Origin of the sequence: Thermococcus henrietii (assembly GCF_900198835.1) — an archaeon.
GTDB classification, from domain to species: Archaea; Methanobacteriota_B; Thermococci; order Thermococcales; family Thermococcaceae; genus Thermococcus; species Thermococcus henrietii.
Window position 1 is genome coordinate 1,372,178 of record NZ_LT900021.1, and the last position, 19,349, is coordinate 1,391,526.

Consider the following 19,349-nt stretch of genomic DNA (forward strand, 5'->3'; position numbering starts at 1 on the left):
ATGACCACCGACATGAATAACTCGTTAACACATAAAATCCTTACCCTCAATAGCTGAGCCTTGGGTTGTACTCGAGGAGCATGAGGCCGTTCTTGAAAATCCTTATCGTCCCGCTCTCCGAGAGGCTTATGGCCATTGCCTTCGTCAGCTTGGTTATTCCGGCGGCCGCGATGTGCCTGCTTCCCAGGCCAGGCGGGAGCATCAAATCTATTACCTTAGGTTCAACCTCGAGATACCTCCCGGCCGAGACTATCCGTCCATCCTCCCTTATGACGAACGCACCGTCGAGCTGGGCGAACTCCTTTATTATCTCTTTACTGTTCCTGTCGAGGACGTTTATCTTGTGACCCTTGAACGGGTTTGGAATGAGCTGGTGTGAGTGCTTTAGAACCCTCCTCGTGTCGCCGATAACGAATATCGTCCCGACAGGCGTCCCCTCTCTGCCTTCTATGCTGAGCTCGATTGCAATCTCCAGCATCCTCTGAAGGACGCTTTGGTTCTGGGCAAAGAAGCTCTTCATGGCCGAGATTCCTTTCTTGACGGTCTTGACTCCGATTGAGTTCTCGGTAACGTAAACGAAGGAATCGCCCTCACTTACGATGTTATGCTCCAGGAGAAACGCGGAGAGGAGGTTGAGGACGTTGTTGAGGTCGAGGTTCTGGGGAATGGACACCCTCTTCACTTTCTCGTCCTCAACGTCGAAGGAGGACCCGACGAGAACGACGGGCAGGTCAGTTGTAGGCATATTCTCGTCCTCAATCTCTTCCATTATTACAATTGCCTTGGCTCCGAGTTTCTTCGCTATCTCAAAGGCGCTCTCAATGAGAACTGGGGGTATCTTCATGGTACCTCAACGTTTTTCGGCCAAAAAGGTATAAAAAGGTAGCGGGGAAACCAGAACGGTGGTGGCATGAGAGTAGTGGTTGCAATAACCGGCGCGAGTGGAACAGTTTATGGAATCCGGCTCTCCGAAGTTCTTCGGAAACTTGGCCACGAGGTGATTCTTCTCGCAACGGAAACAGGGATAAAGGTTGCCCGCCACGAGCTCGGCGTTGAACTCATGCCAGATTACCCAGAGGACAACCTCTTCGCTCCCACGGCATCGGGTTCGTATCCCTTTGACGCGATGGTAGTCGCCCCCTGCTCGATGAAGACCCTCTCAGCGATAGCGAACGGCTACGCCGACAACCTGATAACCAGAACCGCGGACGTTGCGTTGAAGGAAAGACGAAAGCTCGTGCTCCTCATTAGGGAGACACCACTTAACTCCATTCACATTGAGAATATGCTTAAGGCAAGCAGGGCGGGTGCAATTGTTATGCCAGCATCCCCTGGATTTTACACAAAGCCCAAAACTGTGGATGATATAATAAACTTTATAATCGGCAAAATCTTAGATATTCTGGAAATCAAACATGATATTTACCAGCGCTGGGGGATTCCCCATGGTACAGTTGGATGACCTTGATAGGGCAATACTCAGACTCCTCAAGGAGGACGCTCGCCTGACGATATCCGAGATAGCGGAGAGGTTAAATAGACCAGAATCAACCATACACTTTAGAATCAAAAAGCTCCTGGAACGAGGTGTAATCGAGCGGTACACGATTATCCTAGGTGATTCACTTCGTCCAAAGGCAGTGGCGCTGATTTATATTCAAGCTGAAACCCCAATCATCGAAGACTTCCTTGAAAAGTACATCAGCTACATCATGAAGACGCTCTCGATTCTCCCCAACGTTCTTGCAGTCGCGAGGAGCGGCAAGGACAGCGTTATCGCGCTGGTTGGTGAGGAGAGCGAGGATAAACTCAACAAGTTCATAGACGAGACGATAAAGGTTCTACCAACGCTGAAGCGCGTGGAAGTGATTCCACTACAGGACTTCGTCAAAGGCGAGGATTTGATAGGTTTCCTCGTGAGGGTCTGAGATGGAGGTTGAAGTGAAGTTCAAGGTTGATTTTGAGGAAGCAAAGCAAAAAATCGAGTCCCTTGGGGCCCTCTTCGTCAGGGAGGAGCTCCAGGAGGACGTTTATTTCTCCCTACCCCTCCCAAAGCTCCTCCGCGTGAGGAAGCTCGAAAACCTCGGGAAGGCTTTTCTGACCTACAAGGAAATCAAGGATCCGGGCAGGAACGAGGAGTTCGACGAACTTGAGGTCGAGGTCTCGGACTTCGACACAACCGTCGAGATTCTCAAGCGCCTCGGCTTCGAGGAAGACATAGTCGTGAGGAAGAGGAGACTCGTCTACCTCCTGGGCGATGTTACCTTCGAGCTCAACGACGTTGAAGGCCTCGGCGGTTTCCTCGACATAGAGGTCATCTCTGATGACGTTGGGGAAGCGAAGAAGAAAATCTGGGAAGTTGCCAAGCTCCTCGGCCTGAGCGAGGAAGACGTTGAGCCCAGACTCTACCAGGAGCTCATAAGGGAAGCTATGAGAAAACAAGAAGGATGAAAAAAGCTGACCTAGGACCCGTTTCTCACTTGGCCGTCGCGACTATCTTGATTATGTCGTTGAACTCCAGCTCGTAGTCCTCTCCGACGCGCCTCTTCGTTCTGGCGTTTACCGCGTAGAGGAACGTCTTCCCGAGGTCGGTGTGGACCTTATACGCTAAATCCCTTGGCGTCGAGCCCTTCGGGAGCAGGTAGACGTGGGGCAAGACGTTGCCGAACTGGTCGGTGAGCTTGTTCTCGTCCTGAACCGGGTAAACCGGAATGAGGTTGAGCAACTCGAAGACGGCCCGGTTTATGACCTCCTGAACGCCGGTCGAGCCGAACCTCTTGAGGACCTTCTCCCTGATGAGCTCCAGAGCCTTTTCCTGCTTGGGGTTCATCTTCTTGACAATTTTGAAGTCGCTCGAGCCCGGAATGTATTCGATGAAGCCTGCCTTTGCCGCCTTCCTGAGGGTCAGCTCCGCTGCCGCTGAAGTGGGAACGACGATGTAGCCCCTTTTCCTTCCCTCCTCGATGAGCCTCTTGATTTGCTCGTCTGTGGCGGCATCTGCCTTGTTCGCGGCTATTATTATCGGCTTGTTGATTTTTCTCAGCTCGCGGACGAAGGAGAGCAAATCCTCATCGCTCCACTTGGTGGGGTCGCCCGGAAGGCCCACCTTGTGAATCGCTTCCCACACATCCTCCTCAGTCACCCCAATTCCGGAGAGGTGGTCGGCTATGGCCTGCTCTAATTTCATGTGCTGGAGTTTAATCCTCTTCGCAAACTTCTCCCAGCCCTTCTTGAGGATTCCGTAAATCCAGTAGTCTATCTCCCTCTCAAGGAACTCGATGTCCTCAACGGGGTCGTGGTAATCCGTCGGCTGGCCTTCCGCATCGGTCTTTCCGGTGGCGTCTACCACGTGGATTAAGGCGGAGGCCATCCTCAGATCGTCGAGGAACTTGTTGCCCAGACCGCGCCCTTCGTGAGCTCCAGGAACGAGACCGGCAACGTCAATCATCTTTATCGGAATCAGGGCCTTCCCATCGCGGTACTCGTAGTTCTGAGGGTTCGGCTCACAGCCGAGCTCCTTGCAGGGGTGCTCCGCTATGGCATAGCTCACGCCGACGTTGGCGTCGATGGTGGTGAACGGATAGTTCGCTATATCAACGTCAACGAGCGTCGCCGCTGAGAAGAAAGTTGACTTTCCGACGTTTGGCTTTCCCACAACGCCTATCTCCATTCCTCCCACCGGCCTAAATTGGGGAGAGGGTTTTAAGGGGTTTCGGCCGAAAGGCATAAACGCTCCCGTGCCCATTATACCCGGTGGTTCCCTTGAGGGTTTACGTCCTGGTCGAGGATTACTCGGGTTATGAGAGCCCGTTCCTTGCCCAGCACGGTGTCAGCTTCCTAATCGAGGCCGATGGGAAGAGAATCCTCTTCGATGCCGGCCAGAGCGCAGAGCCAATACTCCACAACATGAGGCTCCTTGGGATAGAACCGGCCTCAATAGACTACGTCTTTCTGAGCCACTGCCACTACGACCACACCGGCGGGCTCTTGGGAATTTTAAGGGCCATTGGGAGGCGCGTTCCGGTTGTAGCGCACCCCTCGATTTTCAGAAGGCACTTCATCACGAAGCCATACCTCCGCGAGGTCGGCCTTCCCTTTGGGCGGAAGGAAGTTGAAGAGCTGGCAGACCTCTACCTCACCGCCGACCCGCTTCCAATAACGGAGAACGTCCTCTCAACCGGCGAAATAACCGCGAGGGAGGACTTTGAAAGGGCCGAGCTTGAGGTTTACACCATCGAGAACGGAAAGGTCGTGAGGAACGAACTGAGGGATGACATGAGCCTCATCGCTAAGACTCCAGAAGGACTCGTTGTTATAAGCGGTTGCAGTCACGCGGGGATAGTGAGCATAGTGAAGCACGCGGTACGGCTGACGGGGGAGGAGCGCGTTAAGGCGGTCATCGGGGGCTTTCACCTGATTGAAGCGGGCGATGAGAGGATAAGGAAGACTGCCGAAGAGTTTCAGAGGCTCGGCGTTGAGGAGGTCTACACCGGGCACTGCACCGGCCTGAGGGCAGAGGCAGAGTTCCTGAAGGCCTACGGCGAGCGCTTCCACAAGCTCCACGCCGGAATGGTCATCGAGCTCTGAGCTCCTCAAGTCCGAGGGCAAGCCTTACGGACTTCTCGGCTATGACGTCCATCGGGTCAATCAGGGGGACGCTCAGGTCGTCCGGCTTGAGCGCGACGCTGACCTCAGTACAGCCGGCTATTATTCCGTCAACCCTCTTTTCGAGCTTCTTCGCGACCCGCAGGAGGAGTTCCCGCCCGTAGGCAACGTTTCCGGCCTTGACTCCCCTGTATATCCCCTCCATTACAAGCTCCTGCCCGGTCCTGTCCGGCGTCGCAATGGCTATTCCTCTCTTCAGGAGTGCGCGGTGGTAGACGAGGCCCTTTATCGTTCCGTCAGTTGCGAGAAGGCCCACCTTCCTGAGGCCCATCTCCCTCACGCGTTCTGCAGTTTCTTCGACCATGTTGACGAGTGGAATCCGTATGGCCTTCTGAATGTCCTCTGCGAAAAAGTGAGCCGTGTTGCAGGGCATTATTATGAAGTCTGCCCCCCAGCTCTCAAGCTTCTTCGCGCCCTCTATCAGCTCGGGCCTCGGGTCCTCGCCTCTGCCGAGGATATATGCCGTTCTGTCGGGGATTTTCGGGTTGTTGTAGATGATGATACGCGGGTGCTCCTGGTCCCTCTTTGCAGGGGTTTTCTCAACTATCCTCCGGAAGAGCTCGGCCGTCGCGAGCGGGCCCATCCCGCCGAGAATTCCGATGATTCTTTCGGTCATCAAACCACCGTTACACGTTTTTGGGAAACATTTTTAAACTTGGCTACTATGTCCAAATCAAACATGTCTCTACAAGACATGTCTGGGTGAGGAATATGCTGAACTACAAGAGGACGACCCCGAAGAAGGTTCCGGACATCGAGGAGAGGAAGGCCTACATGGTCGGTGGGGGCATAGCCTCCCTCGCGGCGGCGGTTTTCCTCATAAGGGACGCCAGAATGCCTGGAGAGAACATATACATCATCGAGAAGACCCCCGTAAACGGAGGCTGTCTGGACGGCTCCGGGGACCCTGAGAACGGCTACCTCCTCCGCGGTGGCAGGATGTTCGAGGAGCACTACGAAGCGACCTGGGATTTGCTTGGAAGCATCCCCTCCCTTGACGACCCTGAAAAGACAATCCTCGACGAAGTGGTCGAGTTCAACAGGGAGTACGTTGGCTCCTCCAAGTGCAGGCTCGTCGGAACTCCAGGCAAAAAGGTTGACTTCTCCAAGTACGGGTTAACCCTCAGACACCTTAACGAGATGAACGAGCTCCTCATAACGCCGGAGGAGGGGCTCGGTGGGGTAACAATCGAACAGTGGTTCTCCAAGGACTTCTTCGAGACGAACTTCTGGTATTTCTGGGCAACGATGTTCGCCTTCCAGCCCTGGCACAGCGTTGCCGAGATGAGGCGCTACATGCTCCGCTTCATGCACCTCGTTCCGGGAATGAACAGAATCGAGGGCGTCCTCAGAACCCCCTATAACCAGTACGATTCAATAATCCTTCCAATCCAGAAGTGGCTCCAGGAGAGGGGAGTCAACTTCATCATGGGCACCAAGGTAGTTGACGTTGAAATCGAAGAAATCGACGGCAGGAAATACGTCACCAAGCTCTACACGAAGGGCCAGCATGAAGGGGTTATAGAGGTCAACCCAAAGGACCTCGTTTTCATAACCCTCGGCTCGATGGTTGACAACTCCACCTACGGCGACTTCGAGCACCCGCCCGTTCTCAACAGGGGCGAAGGCGACAGCTGGAGGCTCTGGCGGAACCTCGTCAAGAAGGACCCGTCCCTCGGAAACCCAGATGCGTTCGCCTCGAATATCGACAGGACCAAGTGGGAGTCCTTCACGATAACTTTCAAGGGTGAGGAGTTCATCAAGATGCTCGAAGAGTTCACCGGCAACAGGACCGGAACCGGCGGACTGGTGACCTTCAAGGACTCCTCCTGGCTCATGTCGATAGTGGCCTTCAGGCAACCCCACTTCAGGAACCAGCCGAAGGATGTAACAGTAATCTGGGGCTACGGCCTCTTCGTGGACAGGGAGGGCGACTACATTAAGAAGCCGATGAGCCAGTGCACGGGGAAGGAGATATTCCTTGAGCTCCTCTACCACCTCGGCTGGCTTGATAAGAAGGACGAACTCCTTGAGACCGTCATAAACGTCAGAACCGCGATGATGCCATACATAACCGCCCATTTCATGCCGAGGAAGCCCGGCGACAGGCCTCCGGTGGTGCCCGAGAACTACGGAAACCTCGCCCTCATGGGCCAGTACGTTGAGGTTCCTGGCGAGTGCGTCTTCACCGTCGAGTACTCCGTCAAGTCGGCGATGATTGGCGTTTACAGTCTCCTCGACCTCGGCAGGGAGGCGCCGGAAGCCTACAAGCCCTACAGGAGGATAGACTACCTCCTCAAGGCGGCGGAAACCCTCGTTGACGACGACAAAAAGGAGATGCTGAAGAGGAGCCTGAACCTCTTCCTCTTCGGCTGACCCCTCTTTTTTTACTCTTCCAGCCACACCGAATCGTCGCCCTGGTAGTTAAGCTTCACGACGAAGAGCCTGAACGGTTCGTCCTTCTCGTTGACGACCCAGTGAACGGTTTTCGGCTTGACGAGGAAGATGTCGTCCGGCTTCGCGAGGTACTCGGTCTCACCGATGCCGAGCTTAGCTTCACCGCTCATTATGTAGAACAGCTCGTACTGGTGGAGGTGGTAGTGCTTCTTAACAGTCTGCCCCGGCTTAACCTCGACTATCTGGGCGTACGAGCCTTCGGGGAGCTCTCCTTCAAAGAGTGGGAGCTTTCTGTAGGTGCCCCTGTCTATGAGGTTTTTGATTTCGGCCTTCATGTAGTGAGATGGGGGGAATAAAAAATAAAGCTTTTCCATAAGAGACGGTTCAATGAAGGATGGGCTCTACAACAACCTCATCAACGACTTCAATCTTTGAACTCCAAACACTTCCCTGCCCTCTGGCCTCGATGTGAACCGAGGACAGAAATGGCCCGGTTAACCGGTTTTCGGCCTTTCCACGGAATATAACCCACACTGCAGGACTGCAACCTTTTGCCGACAGACTCATGGTCACCTCTCTGCTCGAATTCCCCGAGAAGTCACTCTCGTAGTATGCCCCGTCGCTGTAGAGGCCCGATAAGTCGAGCGGGCGCTGTGTGTACACCAAATCCCCGGGAGCTGAGAGCTCGGCGCAGTAGCTATCGGGTGGCTCGGGGCCTTTTGAGTCCGGTTTTTTCAGTGCACCCAGCGGTTGGATGCCCTTTTTGAGCCCGTCAAGCATCGAAGACAGGTAATTCTCAAGCTCCAGCCTGTAGGTCTCGTTTCTCCCGAGCCTCCTGGGGACCAGCACGGACAGCGACCAGTTGCCATAGTCCCAGGGAACCCAAACTTCAAGCCCGTAACTTCTGTTTTCCCCTTTAAGGGTAACATCCGGCAGGGCAAACTCACTAACTCCCAGTTCACTGACTTTAATCCTCTTGGGAAGGCCCGGTTCTCTAAACACGGCCCTTATGGATAAAACTGTGCATTCGCCTTTCTTTAGATAACCCCTGTACTTTATCATCCCGTTTTCATAGCTGAAGTTTGAGATTGTGGTGTTGACCATACGAAACTTCCCCACTTCCTTGGGGATATTTTCGAGAAATCCCGGCGGATACGCGCCGGATGGAAGAAGGACATAGGCAGCGGCTCTATCATCTATCCATCCCCGGGGTGTTATGTTGACGGACACCCTTCCGCCGGCCAGTGAGCACAGGAGAATGTGGATGGTGTACCCCGTGCTGTCGAGCACTTCAAGGGATTTTGAATACACCCCACCCGCGAACTTCACGTCCTCAGTTTTAGTGTTTGGCCCCGGAGTGTTATGAGAACTCTCGCTAAAAATCGCGACCAAGAGGATGAGAAAGAATAAAATCACCACGGAGTATTTTTTCATGCCGCTCACCCAAGCCTCCAGTTCTTATCCCCATCCAGCTCGAACGCCGCTTTTCCCTCAATGTACCGCTCCCACCAGCTGGGTTGGATAGATTCCATAGCTTCATAGGCTGTTTTCCCGCGGTCGAGCATTTCCCAGAACCTCTTACCTTTCTGTTTTATTACACTGAGAGAGATTGGCTTGTCAGTTCCAATGTAGACTTGATACTGTGCTCCGCGCCTGAGCTTAAATGAGTCACAGCCCAAGACAAAGATTAATGCACTACTGAAGTCTGCATGGACATAGGAATATAAATCCCACATCCCCCTTGACGATACCCCATAGTTGCCCGAGGGAGTTTCTAGGAGTATGAAGCCAGAAACCTCGTTATCCTGATTTAATTCGGCAGTGTGCCCGTAGTAATACCACACCTTAATCTTAGCGTTACGAGCAGCGTTATAATACTCTGCCATGCATCTATCCCTGTGTGAGATACAACTCTGGTCGTGTCCTCTTGACCACGCATTCCAGACAAAAACTGGGTATCCATGCCGAGAAAGTATCTGTGTAACGTAGGATGTGTGGTCATAATCGACAGACGGGTCCGGGATGAATGTTATCACGGCAAGTACACCACTGCTTCCACCGCCACCGGGTGTCACCGCCTTGATTGAGGTGCCATCAATGCCTTTTCCAGGGGCGAAGACGCCTAACCAATGAAGGATGCTCCCCGAATCAACTTGGGTTGCGTTCTCCATGGCAACTTTGGTAGCACTTGCCAGACTGTACGCTCCAACCAACACCAAAACCACAAACACGGCCAGCAGTGCACGCCTCCGCATCGATTCCCCTCCAACGGGTTCTTTCGTTAACTTCTTTGCAATTTATTGCATATAACATTTTCGCTCGGAAAGAATTAGTAATGAACGTTGTTATACATCTGTCTTATAATTGAGTAATACTTACCTTTCGATTCCCATCGAAAGGCTCAAAAGACTTTTATAGTTGTTCATCCCACAGGTATTTGGACAAACGTCAACGGTGATGACCATGGAGGCACTTGAAAGGGCCCTTAAGTGGGCTGAGGAAAACCTGAAGGCTGAGTACATCGAGCTGCGCTACGAGGACCTCAGGAAGACCACGCTCGGCCTCAAGGATGGAGTCTTCACGAGCTTTACAGGGAAACTCCACAGGGGCGTTGCCATAAGGGTTCTGGCGGACGGTGCCTGGGGCTTCGCCTCGACCAGTGAGCTTGAGAACCTCGAGAAGAAGATTGAAGAGGCCTACAAGCTCGCCAGAGCGGCCGCGCAGACGAAGAAGGAGAAAATCCAGCTGGCCGAGATAAAGCCGGTCGAGGACTTCGTGAAGAGCAAGATGAAGCTCAAGCCGAGGGAAGTGGACATCGAGGAGAAGGTTTCCCATCTCAGGGAGCTTGAGAGGCTCCTCAAGGAGGACAGGGCAGTTAAGAGCGTTCAGATTCGCTACGAGGACGGCGGTGGAAGGAAAATCCTCCTCACCAACGAGGGAACGAGGATAGAATGGGACTACAACTACCTCTACCAGGGAGCATACGTTACCGGAAAGGCCGATGGAAAGCTCGCGATGGCGAGGGACAGCATTGGCGCGGTGGATTACGGCTGGGAGCTCATGACTGAGATAGAGCCGAACGAGAAGGTCACCGAGAGGGTTCTGAGAAAAATGCACAGCCAGCTTAAGGGCGTTGCCCCGAAGCGCGGTGAGTTCCCGATAGTTGCAGGTCCGATAGTCGTCGGAATCATCGCCCACGAGGCCCTTGGCCACCTCGCCGAGGCAGACCTCACGATAAACTCGCCCTTCAAGGACCTAATCGGCAAGCAGATTGCACCGGAGTACGTCACGATGAGCGAGCGCTACGTCGAAGGTGGCTTCGGAAACGACAAGTACGACGACGAGGGCGTTCCGGTTAAGGACATTCACATCATCGAGAACGGGATCCTGAAGGAGATAATGCTCAACCGCGAGTACGCCCACAAGTGGGGCATGGAACCCAACGGCCACGCGAGGGCCGAGAGCTACCGCTACCCGCCGATAATCAGGATGCGCAACACGGTCTTCGAGCCCGGCGACCACTCCTTCGAGGAGCTCATCGAGGACATCAAGTTCGGCTACTACGTCGTCGACTTCCGCGGCGGCCAGGCCCAGCTCAACAGCGCCTTCCAGGTCGGCGTGCAGGAGGGCTACGTCATCAGGAACGGCGAGATAGCGGAACCGATAAGGGACACCTCGATTACCGGCGTCGCGATAGAGGCCCTCAAGAAGATAAGCGCCGTCGGCAAGGACTTCGGCCTCGAGGTCGGCTTCTGCGGAAAGGGACAGACCGCCTTCGTGAGCTCAGGAGGGCCGCACATGAGGTTTGACGGAGGCATTCTTATCGGGTGAGGTGATGACGATGGAGAATCTCATACGCTACGCTGAGAAGCTCTTCGATGAGGTTGAGATTGCCGTTTACCGCTCGAGGGAGGTTAGCGCCAACGTCGAGCTCAACGAGATTTCGATGGCCTCGACGAGAAGCGGTGCGGTAACGATAATCCGCGGTATAAAGGACAAGCGCCTCGGTCTGGCCATAGTGGACAGCGACGAGGAGAAGCGCGTCAGGGAGGCCATAGAGCAGGCCGCGAAGATGGCGAGGCTCAACAGCAGGGACGAGAAGTGGGTCTCCCTGCCGGAGCCGGGGAAGTACAGGGAGAAGCCCAAGCCCAACTACGAGCTGAAGGAGGCCTCTCCCGACGTCCTCGTCGAGATGCTCGTCAAGGGCATAAGGCTCGCCCGCGAGAAGGACGAGCACGTGATCGTCGCCGGCGGGGAGGGAGGCGTCAGCTGGGAGGAGAGGCAGATAGTGAACTCCCACGGAATAGACGTCTTCCAGGAGGGCGGCGCGGCGTTCTTCTTCGTCGAGCTGGTAGGCAGGAAGGGCGACGTTGTAACGCCGGGCATCTTCGACTTCGACGCGAAGAGGAATTTGAATCTCGACGTTGAAGGCGTCGTCGAGAGGGCAGTCCAGAAGGTCAAGTGGGCCTACAGCGTCAAGCCGAGCAGGAACGAGGAGGTTCCGATAATCCTCGGTCCCTGGGCAATCGCCGGCCTCTTCAGCTACGCGCTCCTCCCGGCCTTCAGCGGTGAAAGGCTCGTCAAGGAAACAACGCCCCTGGCCGGCAAGGTGGGCGAGAAGATCGCGAGCGACGTGATAACGCTCTACGACGACCCGTTCCACGAGCTCTCGCTTGAACCGGTAATAGCGGACGGCGAGGGCGTTCCGACGAGGAAGAACGTCCTAATCGAGAACGGAACCTTCAGGGGCTTCGTCTGGGACAACTACTGGGCGAAGGTTTACGGAACCGAGAGCACAGGAAACGGGAAGAGGGACTTGAGGAGCGGCGGAATCAACATCGGCTTCCACAACGTCGTCATAGAGAAGGGCAAGCGCTCGCTTGAGGATATGATAGCCGAAATCGAGCGCGGCTACTTCGTGGACGGATTCCAGGGCGCGCACTCCAGCAACCCGGACAACGGAAACTTCGCGGTGACGGCGAACCCGGCGTTCCTCATAGAGGACGGTGAAGTCGTCGGCTCGAGCGTCTTCCTCATCGCCGGAAACGTCTACGAGCTCCTCGGGCAGGCGAGCGAGGTAAGCAGGGAGCAGACCGTGATGCCATTCATGAACATCCTAACGACGCCCTTCATAAGGTTCGAGAACGTGAAGATAGCGGGGAAGTGAACAGACCATTCTATCCTCTTCCATCATCTTTCTATTTTTCTCCTTGCGGGTGTTTTATCGGGAAAACACCCACTTTAAAGTCCCGTTCTCCGCGCAAAACATTACTTAAGAACCCTGAAGTCAATTGAGATGTTGAACTGCCTCGGCGCGTAGGGGCGGACCTTTCTCCGCTCAAGGAACTCGACCGAAAAGCCCAGCTCCCGCGCGACGGCCTTAATCTTCGCTTCGTGCTCCGAGTAGAGGCCCTCCTCCGGACCGAAGCCGTAGTAGTGGATTACGCCCCCGCCTCTAACGCTCAGCATCGCTTCCCTCAGAAAGCGGTCCGCGAACTTGGGCAAGTTCATTATCACGCGGTCGGCCCTGAGCTTTCCGGCAACTTTTCTCACGTCCCCGAGGATTGGCACGACGTTGTACGCTTTGTTCAGCCCGATGTTCTCCTCGAGGTAGCGAACCGCCCATGGGTTCAGGTCACAGGCAAAGACGAGCCTCGCCTTCCTCGCGAGGAGGATTGAATATGGCCCAACCCCGGCGAACATATCGAAGACAACCTCGCCATGCTTCGCCTTCCTGAAAATCCTCATTCTCTCCGTGGCGAGGCGGGGTGAGAAGTAGACCTTGGCGACGTCGAGCCTGAGCCGTATCCCGTTCTCGCGGTGGAGGGTTTCGGTTCTCTTCTCTCCAGCGAGGTGGATTAGCTCCCTAACGCGGTATTCGCCTTCAACCTTACCCCCCTTGGCGAAGACTGCTTTGATGTGCCTGTGAACCCTGAGGATTGCCTCGCCGATTGCCTTGCCGTAGGGCATCAGCTCGTCGGGGAGCTCGATTATCGCGATGTCGCCGATTATGTCGAAGGAACTTGGGAGGAGGGATTTAACCTCATCGGGGACGTCAACTACCTCGCGGTAGCTGTGGGGTCTTCTCTCAAGCCTCTCGAACTCGGCCTCGACCAGCTCGAAGCCTTCAACCTCTCTCGTGATGGGAAACAGAACGAACTCACCCTCCCGCTTGACAGCGTATCCCTTCGCCAGAACGCCAAGCTCGATGAGCTTCCTCCGTACTTTCTCGGCCTCTTGCTTGGGGACTTTGACGGCGAGCATCGGAGGATGTTAGTGGGGAGGTTTTTAAAAATGCCTGTCGCTGAGGGTTTAAAGTTTTTCAAAAAGGAACTCCTCCACAACTGTTGAATTTCAAAAGAGCACCTTATCTTCCGCCAGCGCTGAAGCTTTTGGAAAAAGCTTCACCAAGGAAACTTTGCCTTCGCAAAGCTTCATCAAAGTTTGTGATTCCTTCATCAAGGGCTTCTTTTTGGATGTTTGCACTTTTAATAGACTCGTGTAAAATGCGAATTCCTATCTTTTGTGAAGCTTTCTCGCTTGGGTTTGCTTTTTTTCTCGCGCTCCGAAGGAGCGTCTCTTAGAGAAACCCCTCCCTAATGGCTCCTTTGAAAAGAATTCTCTGAGAGTACTGCCACTTAAGAGTACAAACTCCTTAAAATTTCATTCTTAGAGAAGAATCACAAACCTTGGTCAAACTTCGCCTGCGCGAAGTTTGAATGGCGGGCCCGGCGGGATTCGAACCCGCGACCTCCGGCTTAGAAGAGGTAAATAATTTTTTTGAAGAAGTTACCGAGAGTTTCAGAGAGAGAAGAGTATCATCAGGGGAGAAATCGCAAGTAGAACCCCTGCCCTACGGGCTCGGATACTCACGGGAAAGTGATTCACGGAGGAATTACAGTCGGGGCATATGGTATGATTTCCCCGCTTGGCGGGACGAGTTCTACCAGTATTTAACTCAGGAGAAGGGCATCTCAAGAAAAACGGCCAGAGAATATCTTAGACGCCTCGATAAGTTCTTCTGGGAGCATAAAGGGTTGAGAACTCTGGAAACCCTGAGAAGGGCCCTCAAGAAAGAAAACTACCCACAAAACCTCTCAAAAGGACTGAGAAACTACTTCCACTTCCTGATGAGTAGAGGGGTTTTGAACAGGATTGAGCACGATGAACTCGTGGCAGTGTGCAAACTCAAGAAAGGCGGCGTGGACTGGAAACTCCTCGATGACGAGGGCGTTAGAGCGTGGAAGAAAACAGTTGGTGACTTCGCTCCAAGATACAGAATACCCTTCAACCTCATACTATACGGGGGATTGCGGCTGACAGAAGCCGTAAAAATTTACACAGAATTCAACCCTGAAAAGCTCCACTGTGAGAAAAACTACTGTTTTTACGAACTCGGCTGGAGAAGAGGACAGAAGAGGAGCTATTACGCTTTTATGCCCCGCTTCTTAGGAGAAGAACTCCTCAAACACGGTGGCGAGAAGGTCAGCGAGCACACCATAAGAAAACACTACCACAGGCACGGAATTTACCCCAAATACCTGAGAAAGTGGTTCGTGTCCAAAGCCAGCGAGGCAGGAGTTTTAAGCGACACTATCCGCTTCATCATAGGTCACTCCATATCAAAAGACACCCTCAGCCTTCACTACCTCGACCTCCTCGGGCAAGCAAAACGGAATTACCCAAAAATCCTCAAAACCATAGAGGACGCCCTAACAGAAAAAGAACCCCAAACAAACCCAGAAACAGCAACAACCGAAACGGCCTTACTAAAAACCTTCATCAGCGGAAAACTGGCCCAAATCCCCGCCAATCTCTAACTTCCACCATCTCCCCAATTTTAGGTTTTATAAAGGTTTCAGTGGAGGACACACCTTCTTTCGGGATTTTAGGTTTTATAAAGGTTTCACTTGGGAAATAAAGGACAAATATGGGATATTCAACTGGTAGCCTTTAAAAAAGCACAACGGGGCAAACTTTATGGTGAAGGTGATGAAAAACGAGACCCTCACACAGATGAATATCGAAACGGTAGCAAACGCGGCAGTGACGAACGCACAGGCTGGTACTGTTCTGGACAATTTTGTCCAGAATTGGGACAGGAGGCTTAAGCAATTTTCAACTTCCGTATATACGGAAGTGCCTATGCTGGTGTCGCTCGGAAAAGAAGTTTGTTCGAAACAAAGAGAGGACTTCCCCTACTACAACAGCGACCCCACAAAAAGAAACGGAGACATCTTTATATGGAAAAGGGAACTCACCGAAGAAGAGAAAGAGAAACTAAAGGAGTGGCGCGACGAGGAAAAATTCGCAGTTCTCCTCGTCGGAAAAACCCAGCTCCCAATAACTGTGAAAGTAAAAGAGAACCAGTGGGCTTTTAGAGTCAGGATTCCCGCCTCAGTGAGCAGACTGTTCTTTATGGGCAAGCACTCAGCCCAGGTAAAAGTCTTCGAGAACGGCCTCCTCATCAAACTGCCCAAGAACATCCTGAACCCCCAATTCTTCGACTTCAAAAACGGAGAAGAATTACTGAAAGGAGGGAGCAACGATGAGTGAAGCCCCCACCACAACACAAACCACCAACCAGTCCCCAGTTAGAACAGAGAAAAAACCCCTTAAAAAGACTGCCCTCACCGTCCAAGTCGAGAAGATACTCGACTACCTGAACCAGTTCTACTTCGAGTGGCAGGGCTATCCAAAGGACAACCCCGATTACCTCGTCCGCATATGCAAGAACAAAAAAGACCGCTGGGAAGAAAAACACTTCTCCCTCCCCCAAGTCGCAAGAAGGGATGAGGAGCTAAAAAACTTCATAACGGACGCCATATGGAACAAAAAGAGTCTGTATAACAGCATCAGAGCTTACAGTAGGGGAGCGAGCTTGAAAAAGTGCGGTGGAAAAGCCTGTTTTAAGGCGTTCAAAGCCATCCAAAAAGGGAGCAGTAGGGTTCTCCTGCTGGATATTGACAAGGAGGGTCACGAGCCGTTCACCATCGAGGAGTTTGAGAAGGAGTTCAGGGAGCTCCTAAAGGAGATGAAGGATGCGGGCATCAAGTTCGTGTATTACAACAGCGGGCGTGGCGTCCACATCCGCATACTGCTTGATGAGCCACTGAGCGAGAACGAATACGGCAAAGTGATAGAAACACTGGCCCAGTATCATCGGGAGATACTCAAGGAGGGGAGGCCTACTCTAACCATAGACACACAGGTTGGCGACTTGGCGAGAGTCTTCAGGACAGTCGGCTCTTACAACCACAAAAACCCGGTAGCACTTGTGGGCTCCGATATGAGGGGCATCGAAGGGGTCACTGAGAAGAAGAAACTCCTCCAGTTTGTGAAGGAAAAAGAGGGACTTCTCCAGAGGGTGAACGAAGCGGAAAAAACTCCGGATGAGAAATTCGATATATACAGTAACGATTTTGAAAACATCGCTAAGAAAATTGCCGAGATATGGAAACCCTATTACAGAGAGGGGACGAGGCAAAACCTCGCCCTGCTACTGGCCGGCATCCTGAAAAAATACACAGTGTTAGATGAGGACAAAGTGGAGAAACTCTTCAGGGAAATTATCGAGAACTTGAAAGATGACGAAGAGGCTGTCAGATTAGGTGGCTTGCAAAATACCCTGAAAAAAGACAACCCAGCAACGATTACCCTCTTCTTCCTAAAGGGAGATAAAGGAGAAATTATTGACAGGAGCGGGCGGTTAGAGCAATTCTGCAGTGTGAACAACCTTAGCAAAGAACAGGGAGCAAAGACCCTCGAAGAGCTCATAGAAAAAACAAGGGGAGCTTTGAAGGAAAAAGGATTAGCAGTCAAAGCGAGAGGGCTCATAGGCAGGAAACAATTTCAAAGAAAAATAACCCGGAAAGGGGTCGTGATAAGCTCTCTCGAAGTTTACAAGGATAAGGTAAAACTGTCCACAGCAAGATACAACGAGGAGGAGGGCAGGTGGGAAGTAATAGGCGAAGACGCCGTTTTTGATGGGAGCTTTAGGCTAAGGAAGATTGAAGTAATAAGAAGCGCAGACAAAAAAGCACCAACAAAATACTTTACAATAGACTTCGTCAGCAAAAACGGGGAAAAAGAAACCTTGGAAAGAGTAACACTCCCCGAGATGGCGAATATCTTCGCCTCAACAGAATATGCAGTTATGAAGTCTACAAGCGAACTCAAGAAAATATTCCAGGGGATTATCTCCATCCTAAAGGACAAAAATAACATACAAGAAGAGAGCCTTTTCGAAGGCTTTGAATTCGAGATTATACACGAAGATGACTACCAGCTCGTCACGCAAAAAAGTGGCGAGATTCTGAATAACCTCGTGAAAATTGACGAAACCGCAGGAGAAGTCAAGAATATGACAAAGCTCCTAACCGCTATGAACTGCATAAAAGACGACAAGCTATTATTCTTGCTCGCAGGCACGAGCTTCTCAGCACCCCTAAACGAATTCATAGAATACAAACCAATAATATGGATATACGGTCCCCCATCAGTCGGCAAAACAAGCTCAGCGAGAATTTTCACAGAAAAAGCCTGGGGAGTAGAAGCCCCGGATGCAGTGAACATCACGGGAAGCAACTTCAGACTGGACTACTACCTAAAAGTTGGCTCCGTCCCACTTCTCGTAGATGACATATCTGAAATTTCATACGGAAAACTCGTAGACTCCCTAAAGTCCTATGCAACCAGAAACACATCAAACATAAGGGGAAAAGCGGACTTGACGATAGAACAATACAAGCGGACTGCAAGCTTGATATTCCTCTCAAACTACAAATTAAAACTCAAAAGGAAAGACGAGGCCTTTTTGGATAGGGTATTCCAGTATGAAGTCCAAGAACAAGTATTTGACGAAAACTGCCCAAGAGGACTGGTAAGCTCCCTCCCAAGAGGAATTTTTCCAAAAAGCGATTTCTTCGGCCTCATCTTCTACAAACACCCAAAAGATTTATTCTACGAAAAAGCGGGCGAAATAGAAGAAAAAGTTGGGAGCATCATACCAAGCGTCACTGGAAGGAGAGCAGAATTTTGGGCAAAACTACTTGTGGGGCTTATTGGCTTCAGGAACTTCTTGCAAATCGCACTTGAAGGGTTCCAGAACTTAGACCCAAAAGAAAACAAAGAACTGGACCTACCCGAACTGAAAAAAGCCACCGCAAACTTTGAAAAACGGCTCGACAGCATCATCGAAAAAGCTCCCGAGTTAATAAAAGAAATTGAGAGCACCCAAGACGACGACACTGTGCTTGCGATATATGCAAAAGACATACTGAGAGCCATAGTCAAAGACTCCGACCTACGCATAAGCAGGACGAAAAGAGGAAAAGAATACTTCTATGTGACGAGGGTAGAACTCGAAGAAGGAAGAAAAAGAGACAGGCAAAAAATACGGAGCCTCTTTGAACGGATAGACAGCCTCAACCAACTTAAAAAAGCCCTCGAAGCCCTCGACTCAGACTTCGTTGAGATTGGCAGATACAAATTCAACAACAAAAAAATAACAGCACTCCAGATAGACGCCGAAGTCGCAAGAAACCTGATAGAAGAAGATGAGTGGGGAGGAAGAAGCATAGAAAAAGAGCCCACAGACACCGACATAGGATACGCCCTAACCGATGCCCTTGACGCCTTCTCAGAACGGGGCACGAAAAAAATAGTGAGCCCCTTCATACTCTACAACCACCTAAACGAAAAGCTAAGCCACTTCGGCCCCAAGTGGTCCACCTGGACAGAAGAAGATATGATACTCCTCCTGGAACAATTAGCAAAAGAAAAAGCCATAGAGAAAGTGCTGGGGCTTGATGGGACGCCGACCTACCTTGTCGCAGATAAGAAGAAATTCCTTGAGAAGTTCCCAGAACTCCTCAAAAAAGAGGCTGAAAACAAACTCAAACTCACAGAAACCCCCGAAACAGAAAACACGAACGAACCGATGCCCCCAGACGACCTACTCAAAAGAGTCATCACCAGCGTCCTCGGAGCCACCACAGAAACTGACGAAGAAGGCCACAAACGCCTCAAAATAGACGACGCCGTAAGAGCCTACAACACAATTATGCCCAGAGAAGGCTACCCCACTTGGGGCCACTGGACAAGAGGAGACTTCCTCGATGTCGTTTACTACCTCAGAAAAGACGGCCTCGTCAAGAAAACAAAACGGGGCAGTATGACTTACTACTACATCATCGGGGACGAGGAGAAGACGGTCGAACGCTTCGTCGAAGCCCTAAAGATGATTTACCAAGAACGCTGGGGAGACGATTGGTAAGCTTTTTTTC

At 52.1% G+C, this 19,349-nt stretch carries 17 protein-coding genes; 10 read left to right on the forward strand and 7 right to left on the reverse strand.

Going from position 1 to position 19,349, the window contains the following annotated elements; genetic code table 11:
• Window positions 1-46: 46 nt before the first annotated feature.
• Window positions 47-844 carry a DNA integrity scanning protein DisA nucleotide-binding domain protein gene (locus tag CS910_RS07600; protein ID WP_099210836.1) on the reverse strand — a complete coding sequence of 266 codons (798 nt, stop codon included), beginning with the start codon at window positions 842-844 and terminating at the stop codon, window positions 47-49.
• Window positions 845-910: 66 nt separating this feature from the next.
• Between CS910_RS07600 and CS910_RS07605 the strand changes: the two genes are divergently transcribed.
• From CS910_RS07605 to cyaB, 3 genes are read left to right on the forward strand one after another with little or no spacing between them, the layout of a single operon-like run.
• Entirely contained in the window at window positions 911-1,462 is a 552-nt protein-coding gene (locus tag CS910_RS07605; RefSeq protein ID WP_099210838.1) for a UbiX family flavin prenyltransferase, read from the forward strand.
• Window positions 1,446-1,928 carry an Lrp/AsnC family transcriptional regulator gene (locus tag CS910_RS07610; protein ID WP_099210840.1) on the forward strand — a complete coding sequence of 161 codons (483 nt, stop codon included), beginning with the start codon at window positions 1,446-1,448 and terminating at the stop codon, window positions 1,926-1,928. The genes CS910_RS07605 and CS910_RS07610 overlap by 17 nt, the downstream gene beginning before the upstream one ends.
• 1 nt (window position 1,929) lies before the next feature.
• Window positions 1,930-2,451: a class IV adenylate cyclase gene (gene cyaB / locus CS910_RS07615; protein WP_099210842.1), complete on the forward strand. Its 522-nt coding sequence runs from the start codon at window positions 1,930-1,932 to the stop codon at window positions 2,449-2,451.
• Between the two features lie 25 nt (window positions 2,452-2,476).
• Here the strand turns inward: cyaB and CS910_RS07620 are convergent, their stop codons facing one another.
• Window positions 2,477-3,670 carry a redox-regulated ATPase YchF gene (locus CS910_RS07620; RefSeq protein WP_099210844.1) on the reverse strand — a complete coding sequence of 398 codons (1,194 nt, stop codon included), beginning with the start codon at window positions 3,668-3,670 and terminating at the stop codon, window positions 2,477-2,479.
• Between the two features lie 83 nt (window positions 3,671-3,753).
• Here CS910_RS07620 and CS910_RS07625 point away from each other — a divergent pair, with 83 nt between their 5' ends.
• Window positions 3,754-4,587, forward strand: a complete 834-nt coding sequence (locus CS910_RS07625) for an MBL fold metallo-hydrolase (protein WP_099210846.1) — start codon at window positions 3,754-3,756, stop codon at window positions 4,585-4,587.
• Here CS910_RS07625 and CS910_RS07630 read toward each other — a convergent pair.
• Window positions 4,574-5,281: a cysteate racemase gene (locus CS910_RS07630; RefSeq protein ID WP_099210848.1), complete on the reverse strand. Its 708-nt coding sequence runs from the start codon at window positions 5,279-5,281 to the stop codon at window positions 4,574-4,576. The two genes, CS910_RS07625 and CS910_RS07630, sit on opposite strands and share 14 nt — an antisense overlap.
• Window positions 5,282-5,376: 95 nt before the next feature.
• Between CS910_RS07630 and CS910_RS07635 the strand changes: the two genes are divergently transcribed.
• Window positions 5,377-7,041: an oleate hydratase gene (locus CS910_RS07635; protein WP_099210850.1), complete on the forward strand. Its 1,665-nt coding sequence runs from the start codon at window positions 5,377-5,379 to the stop codon at window positions 7,039-7,041.
• A gap of 11 nt (window positions 7,042-7,052) precedes the next feature.
• Here CS910_RS07635 and CS910_RS07640 read toward each other — a convergent pair whose 3' ends face one another.
• The 3 genes from CS910_RS07640 to CS910_RS07650 are packed head-to-tail and all read right to left on the reverse strand — an operon-like array spanning window position 7,053 to window position 9,317.
• Window positions 7,053-7,397 (reverse strand): cupin domain-containing protein, encoded by a 345-nt coding sequence (locus tag CS910_RS07640; RefSeq protein ID WP_099212478.1) that lies wholly within the window; start codon window positions 7,395-7,397, stop codon window positions 7,053-7,055.
• A 49-nt stretch (window positions 7,398-7,446) separates the two neighbouring features.
• On the reverse strand, window positions 7,447-8,496 hold the full coding sequence (locus CS910_RS07645; protein WP_099210852.1) for a hypothetical protein: 1,050 nt from the start codon (window positions 8,494-8,496) through the stop codon (window positions 7,447-7,449).
• 5 nt (window positions 8,497-8,501) lie between these two features.
• Window positions 8,502-9,317, reverse strand: coding sequence for a hypothetical protein (locus CS910_RS07650; RefSeq protein WP_099210854.1), 816 nt, complete (start codon window positions 9,315-9,317; stop codon window positions 8,502-8,504).
• A gap of 208 nt (window positions 9,318-9,525) precedes the next feature.
• On the opposite strand from CS910_RS07650, the gene CS910_RS07655 reads away from it, so the two are divergent.
• Entirely contained in the window at window positions 9,526-10,893 is a 1,368-nt protein-coding gene (locus tag CS910_RS07655) for a TldD/PmbA family protein (protein WP_099210856.1), read from the forward strand.
• Between the two features lie 10 nt (window positions 10,894-10,903).
• Entirely contained in the window at window positions 10,904-12,229 is a 1,326-nt protein-coding gene (locus CS910_RS07660) for a TldD/PmbA family protein (RefSeq protein WP_099210858.1), read from the forward strand.
• A 101-nt stretch (window positions 12,230-12,330) separates the two neighbouring features.
• On the opposite strand, the gene trm5b is transcribed toward CS910_RS07660, so the two are convergent.
• On the reverse strand, window positions 12,331-13,326 hold the full coding sequence (gene trm5b, locus CS910_RS07665; RefSeq protein ID WP_099210860.1) for a tRNA (guanine(37)-N1)-methyltransferase Trm5b: 996 nt from the start codon (window positions 13,324-13,326) through the stop codon (window positions 12,331-12,333).
• Between the two features lie 455 nt (window positions 13,327-13,781).
• Between trm5b and CS910_RS07670 the strand changes: the two genes are divergently transcribed.
• From CS910_RS07670 to CS910_RS07680, 3 genes are all read left to right on the forward strand, one after another.
• Complete coding sequence (locus tag CS910_RS07670) at window positions 13,782-14,882, forward strand: integrase (protein ID WP_099210862.1); 1,101 nt, start codon at window positions 13,782-13,784, stop codon at window positions 14,880-14,882.
• A gap of 160 nt (window positions 14,883-15,042) precedes the next feature.
• Window positions 15,043-15,618 carry a hypothetical protein gene (locus tag CS910_RS07675; RefSeq protein ID WP_145955384.1) on the forward strand — a complete coding sequence of 192 codons (576 nt, stop codon included), beginning with the start codon at window positions 15,043-15,045 and terminating at the stop codon, window positions 15,616-15,618.
• Window positions 15,611-19,339, forward strand: coding sequence for a hypothetical protein (locus CS910_RS07680; protein WP_099210866.1), 3,729 nt, complete (start codon window positions 15,611-15,613; stop codon window positions 19,337-19,339). The genes CS910_RS07675 and CS910_RS07680 overlap by 8 nt, the downstream gene beginning before the upstream one ends.
• Window positions 19,340-19,349: the final 10 nt, after the last annotated feature.

Excerpts from the sequence above, each read along its gene's own strand:
- CS910_RS07660 (WP_099210858.1), top strand. The coding sequence starts at position 10,904 with ATGGAGAATCTCATACGCTACGCTGAGAAGCTCTTCGATGAGGTTGAG.
- CS910_RS07600 (WP_099210836.1), bottom strand. The coding sequence starts at position 844 with ATGAAGATACCCCCAGTTCTCATTGAGAGCGCCTTTGAGATAGCGAAG.
- CS910_RS07630 (WP_099210848.1), bottom strand. The coding sequence starts at position 5,281 with ATGACCGAAAGAATCATCGGAATTCTCGGCGGGATGGGCCCGCTCGCG.
- CS910_RS07605 (WP_099210838.1), top strand. The coding sequence starts at position 911 with ATGAGAGTAGTGGTTGCAATAACCGGCGCGAGTGGAACAGTTTATGGA.
- CS910_RS07670 (WP_099210862.1), top strand. The coding sequence starts at position 13,782 with ATGGCGGGCCCGGCGGGATTCGAACCCGCGACCTCCGGCTTAGAAGAG.
- CS910_RS07680 (WP_099210866.1), top strand. The coding sequence starts at position 15,611 with ATGAGTGAAGCCCCCACCACAACACAAACCACCAACCAGTCCCCAGTT.
- cyaB (WP_099210842.1), top strand. The coding sequence starts at position 1,930 with ATGGAGGTTGAAGTGAAGTTCAAGGTTGATTTTGAGGAAGCAAAGCAA.
- CS910_RS07650 (WP_099210854.1), bottom strand. The coding sequence starts at position 9,317 with ATGCGGAGGCGTGCACTGCTGGCCGTGTTTGTGGTTTTGGTGTTGGTT.
- CS910_RS07635 (WP_099210850.1), top strand. The coding sequence starts at position 5,377 with ATGCTGAACTACAAGAGGACGACCCCGAAGAAGGTTCCGGACATCGAG.
- CS910_RS07610 (WP_099210840.1), top strand. The coding sequence starts at position 1,446 with ATGGTACAGTTGGATGACCTTGATAGGGCAATACTCAGACTCCTCAAG.
- CS910_RS07620 (WP_099210844.1), bottom strand. The coding sequence starts at position 3,670 with ATGGAGATAGGCGTTGTGGGAAAGCCAAACGTCGGAAAGTCAACTTTC.
- CS910_RS07675 (WP_145955384.1), top strand. The coding sequence starts at position 15,043 with ATGGTGAAGGTGATGAAAAACGAGACCCTCACACAGATGAATATCGAA.
- CS910_RS07645 (WP_099210852.1), bottom strand. The coding sequence starts at position 8,496 with ATGAAAAAATACTCCGTGGTGATTTTATTCTTTCTCATCCTCTTGGTC.
- CS910_RS07640 (WP_099212478.1), bottom strand. The coding sequence starts at position 7,397 with ATGAAGGCCGAAATCAAAAACCTCATAGACAGGGGCACCTACAGAAAG.
- CS910_RS07655 (WP_099210856.1), top strand. The coding sequence starts at position 9,526 with ATGGAGGCACTTGAAAGGGCCCTTAAGTGGGCTGAGGAAAACCTGAAG.
- trm5b (WP_099210860.1), bottom strand. The coding sequence starts at position 13,326 with ATGCTCGCCGTCAAAGTCCCCAAGCAAGAGGCCGAGAAAGTACGGAGG.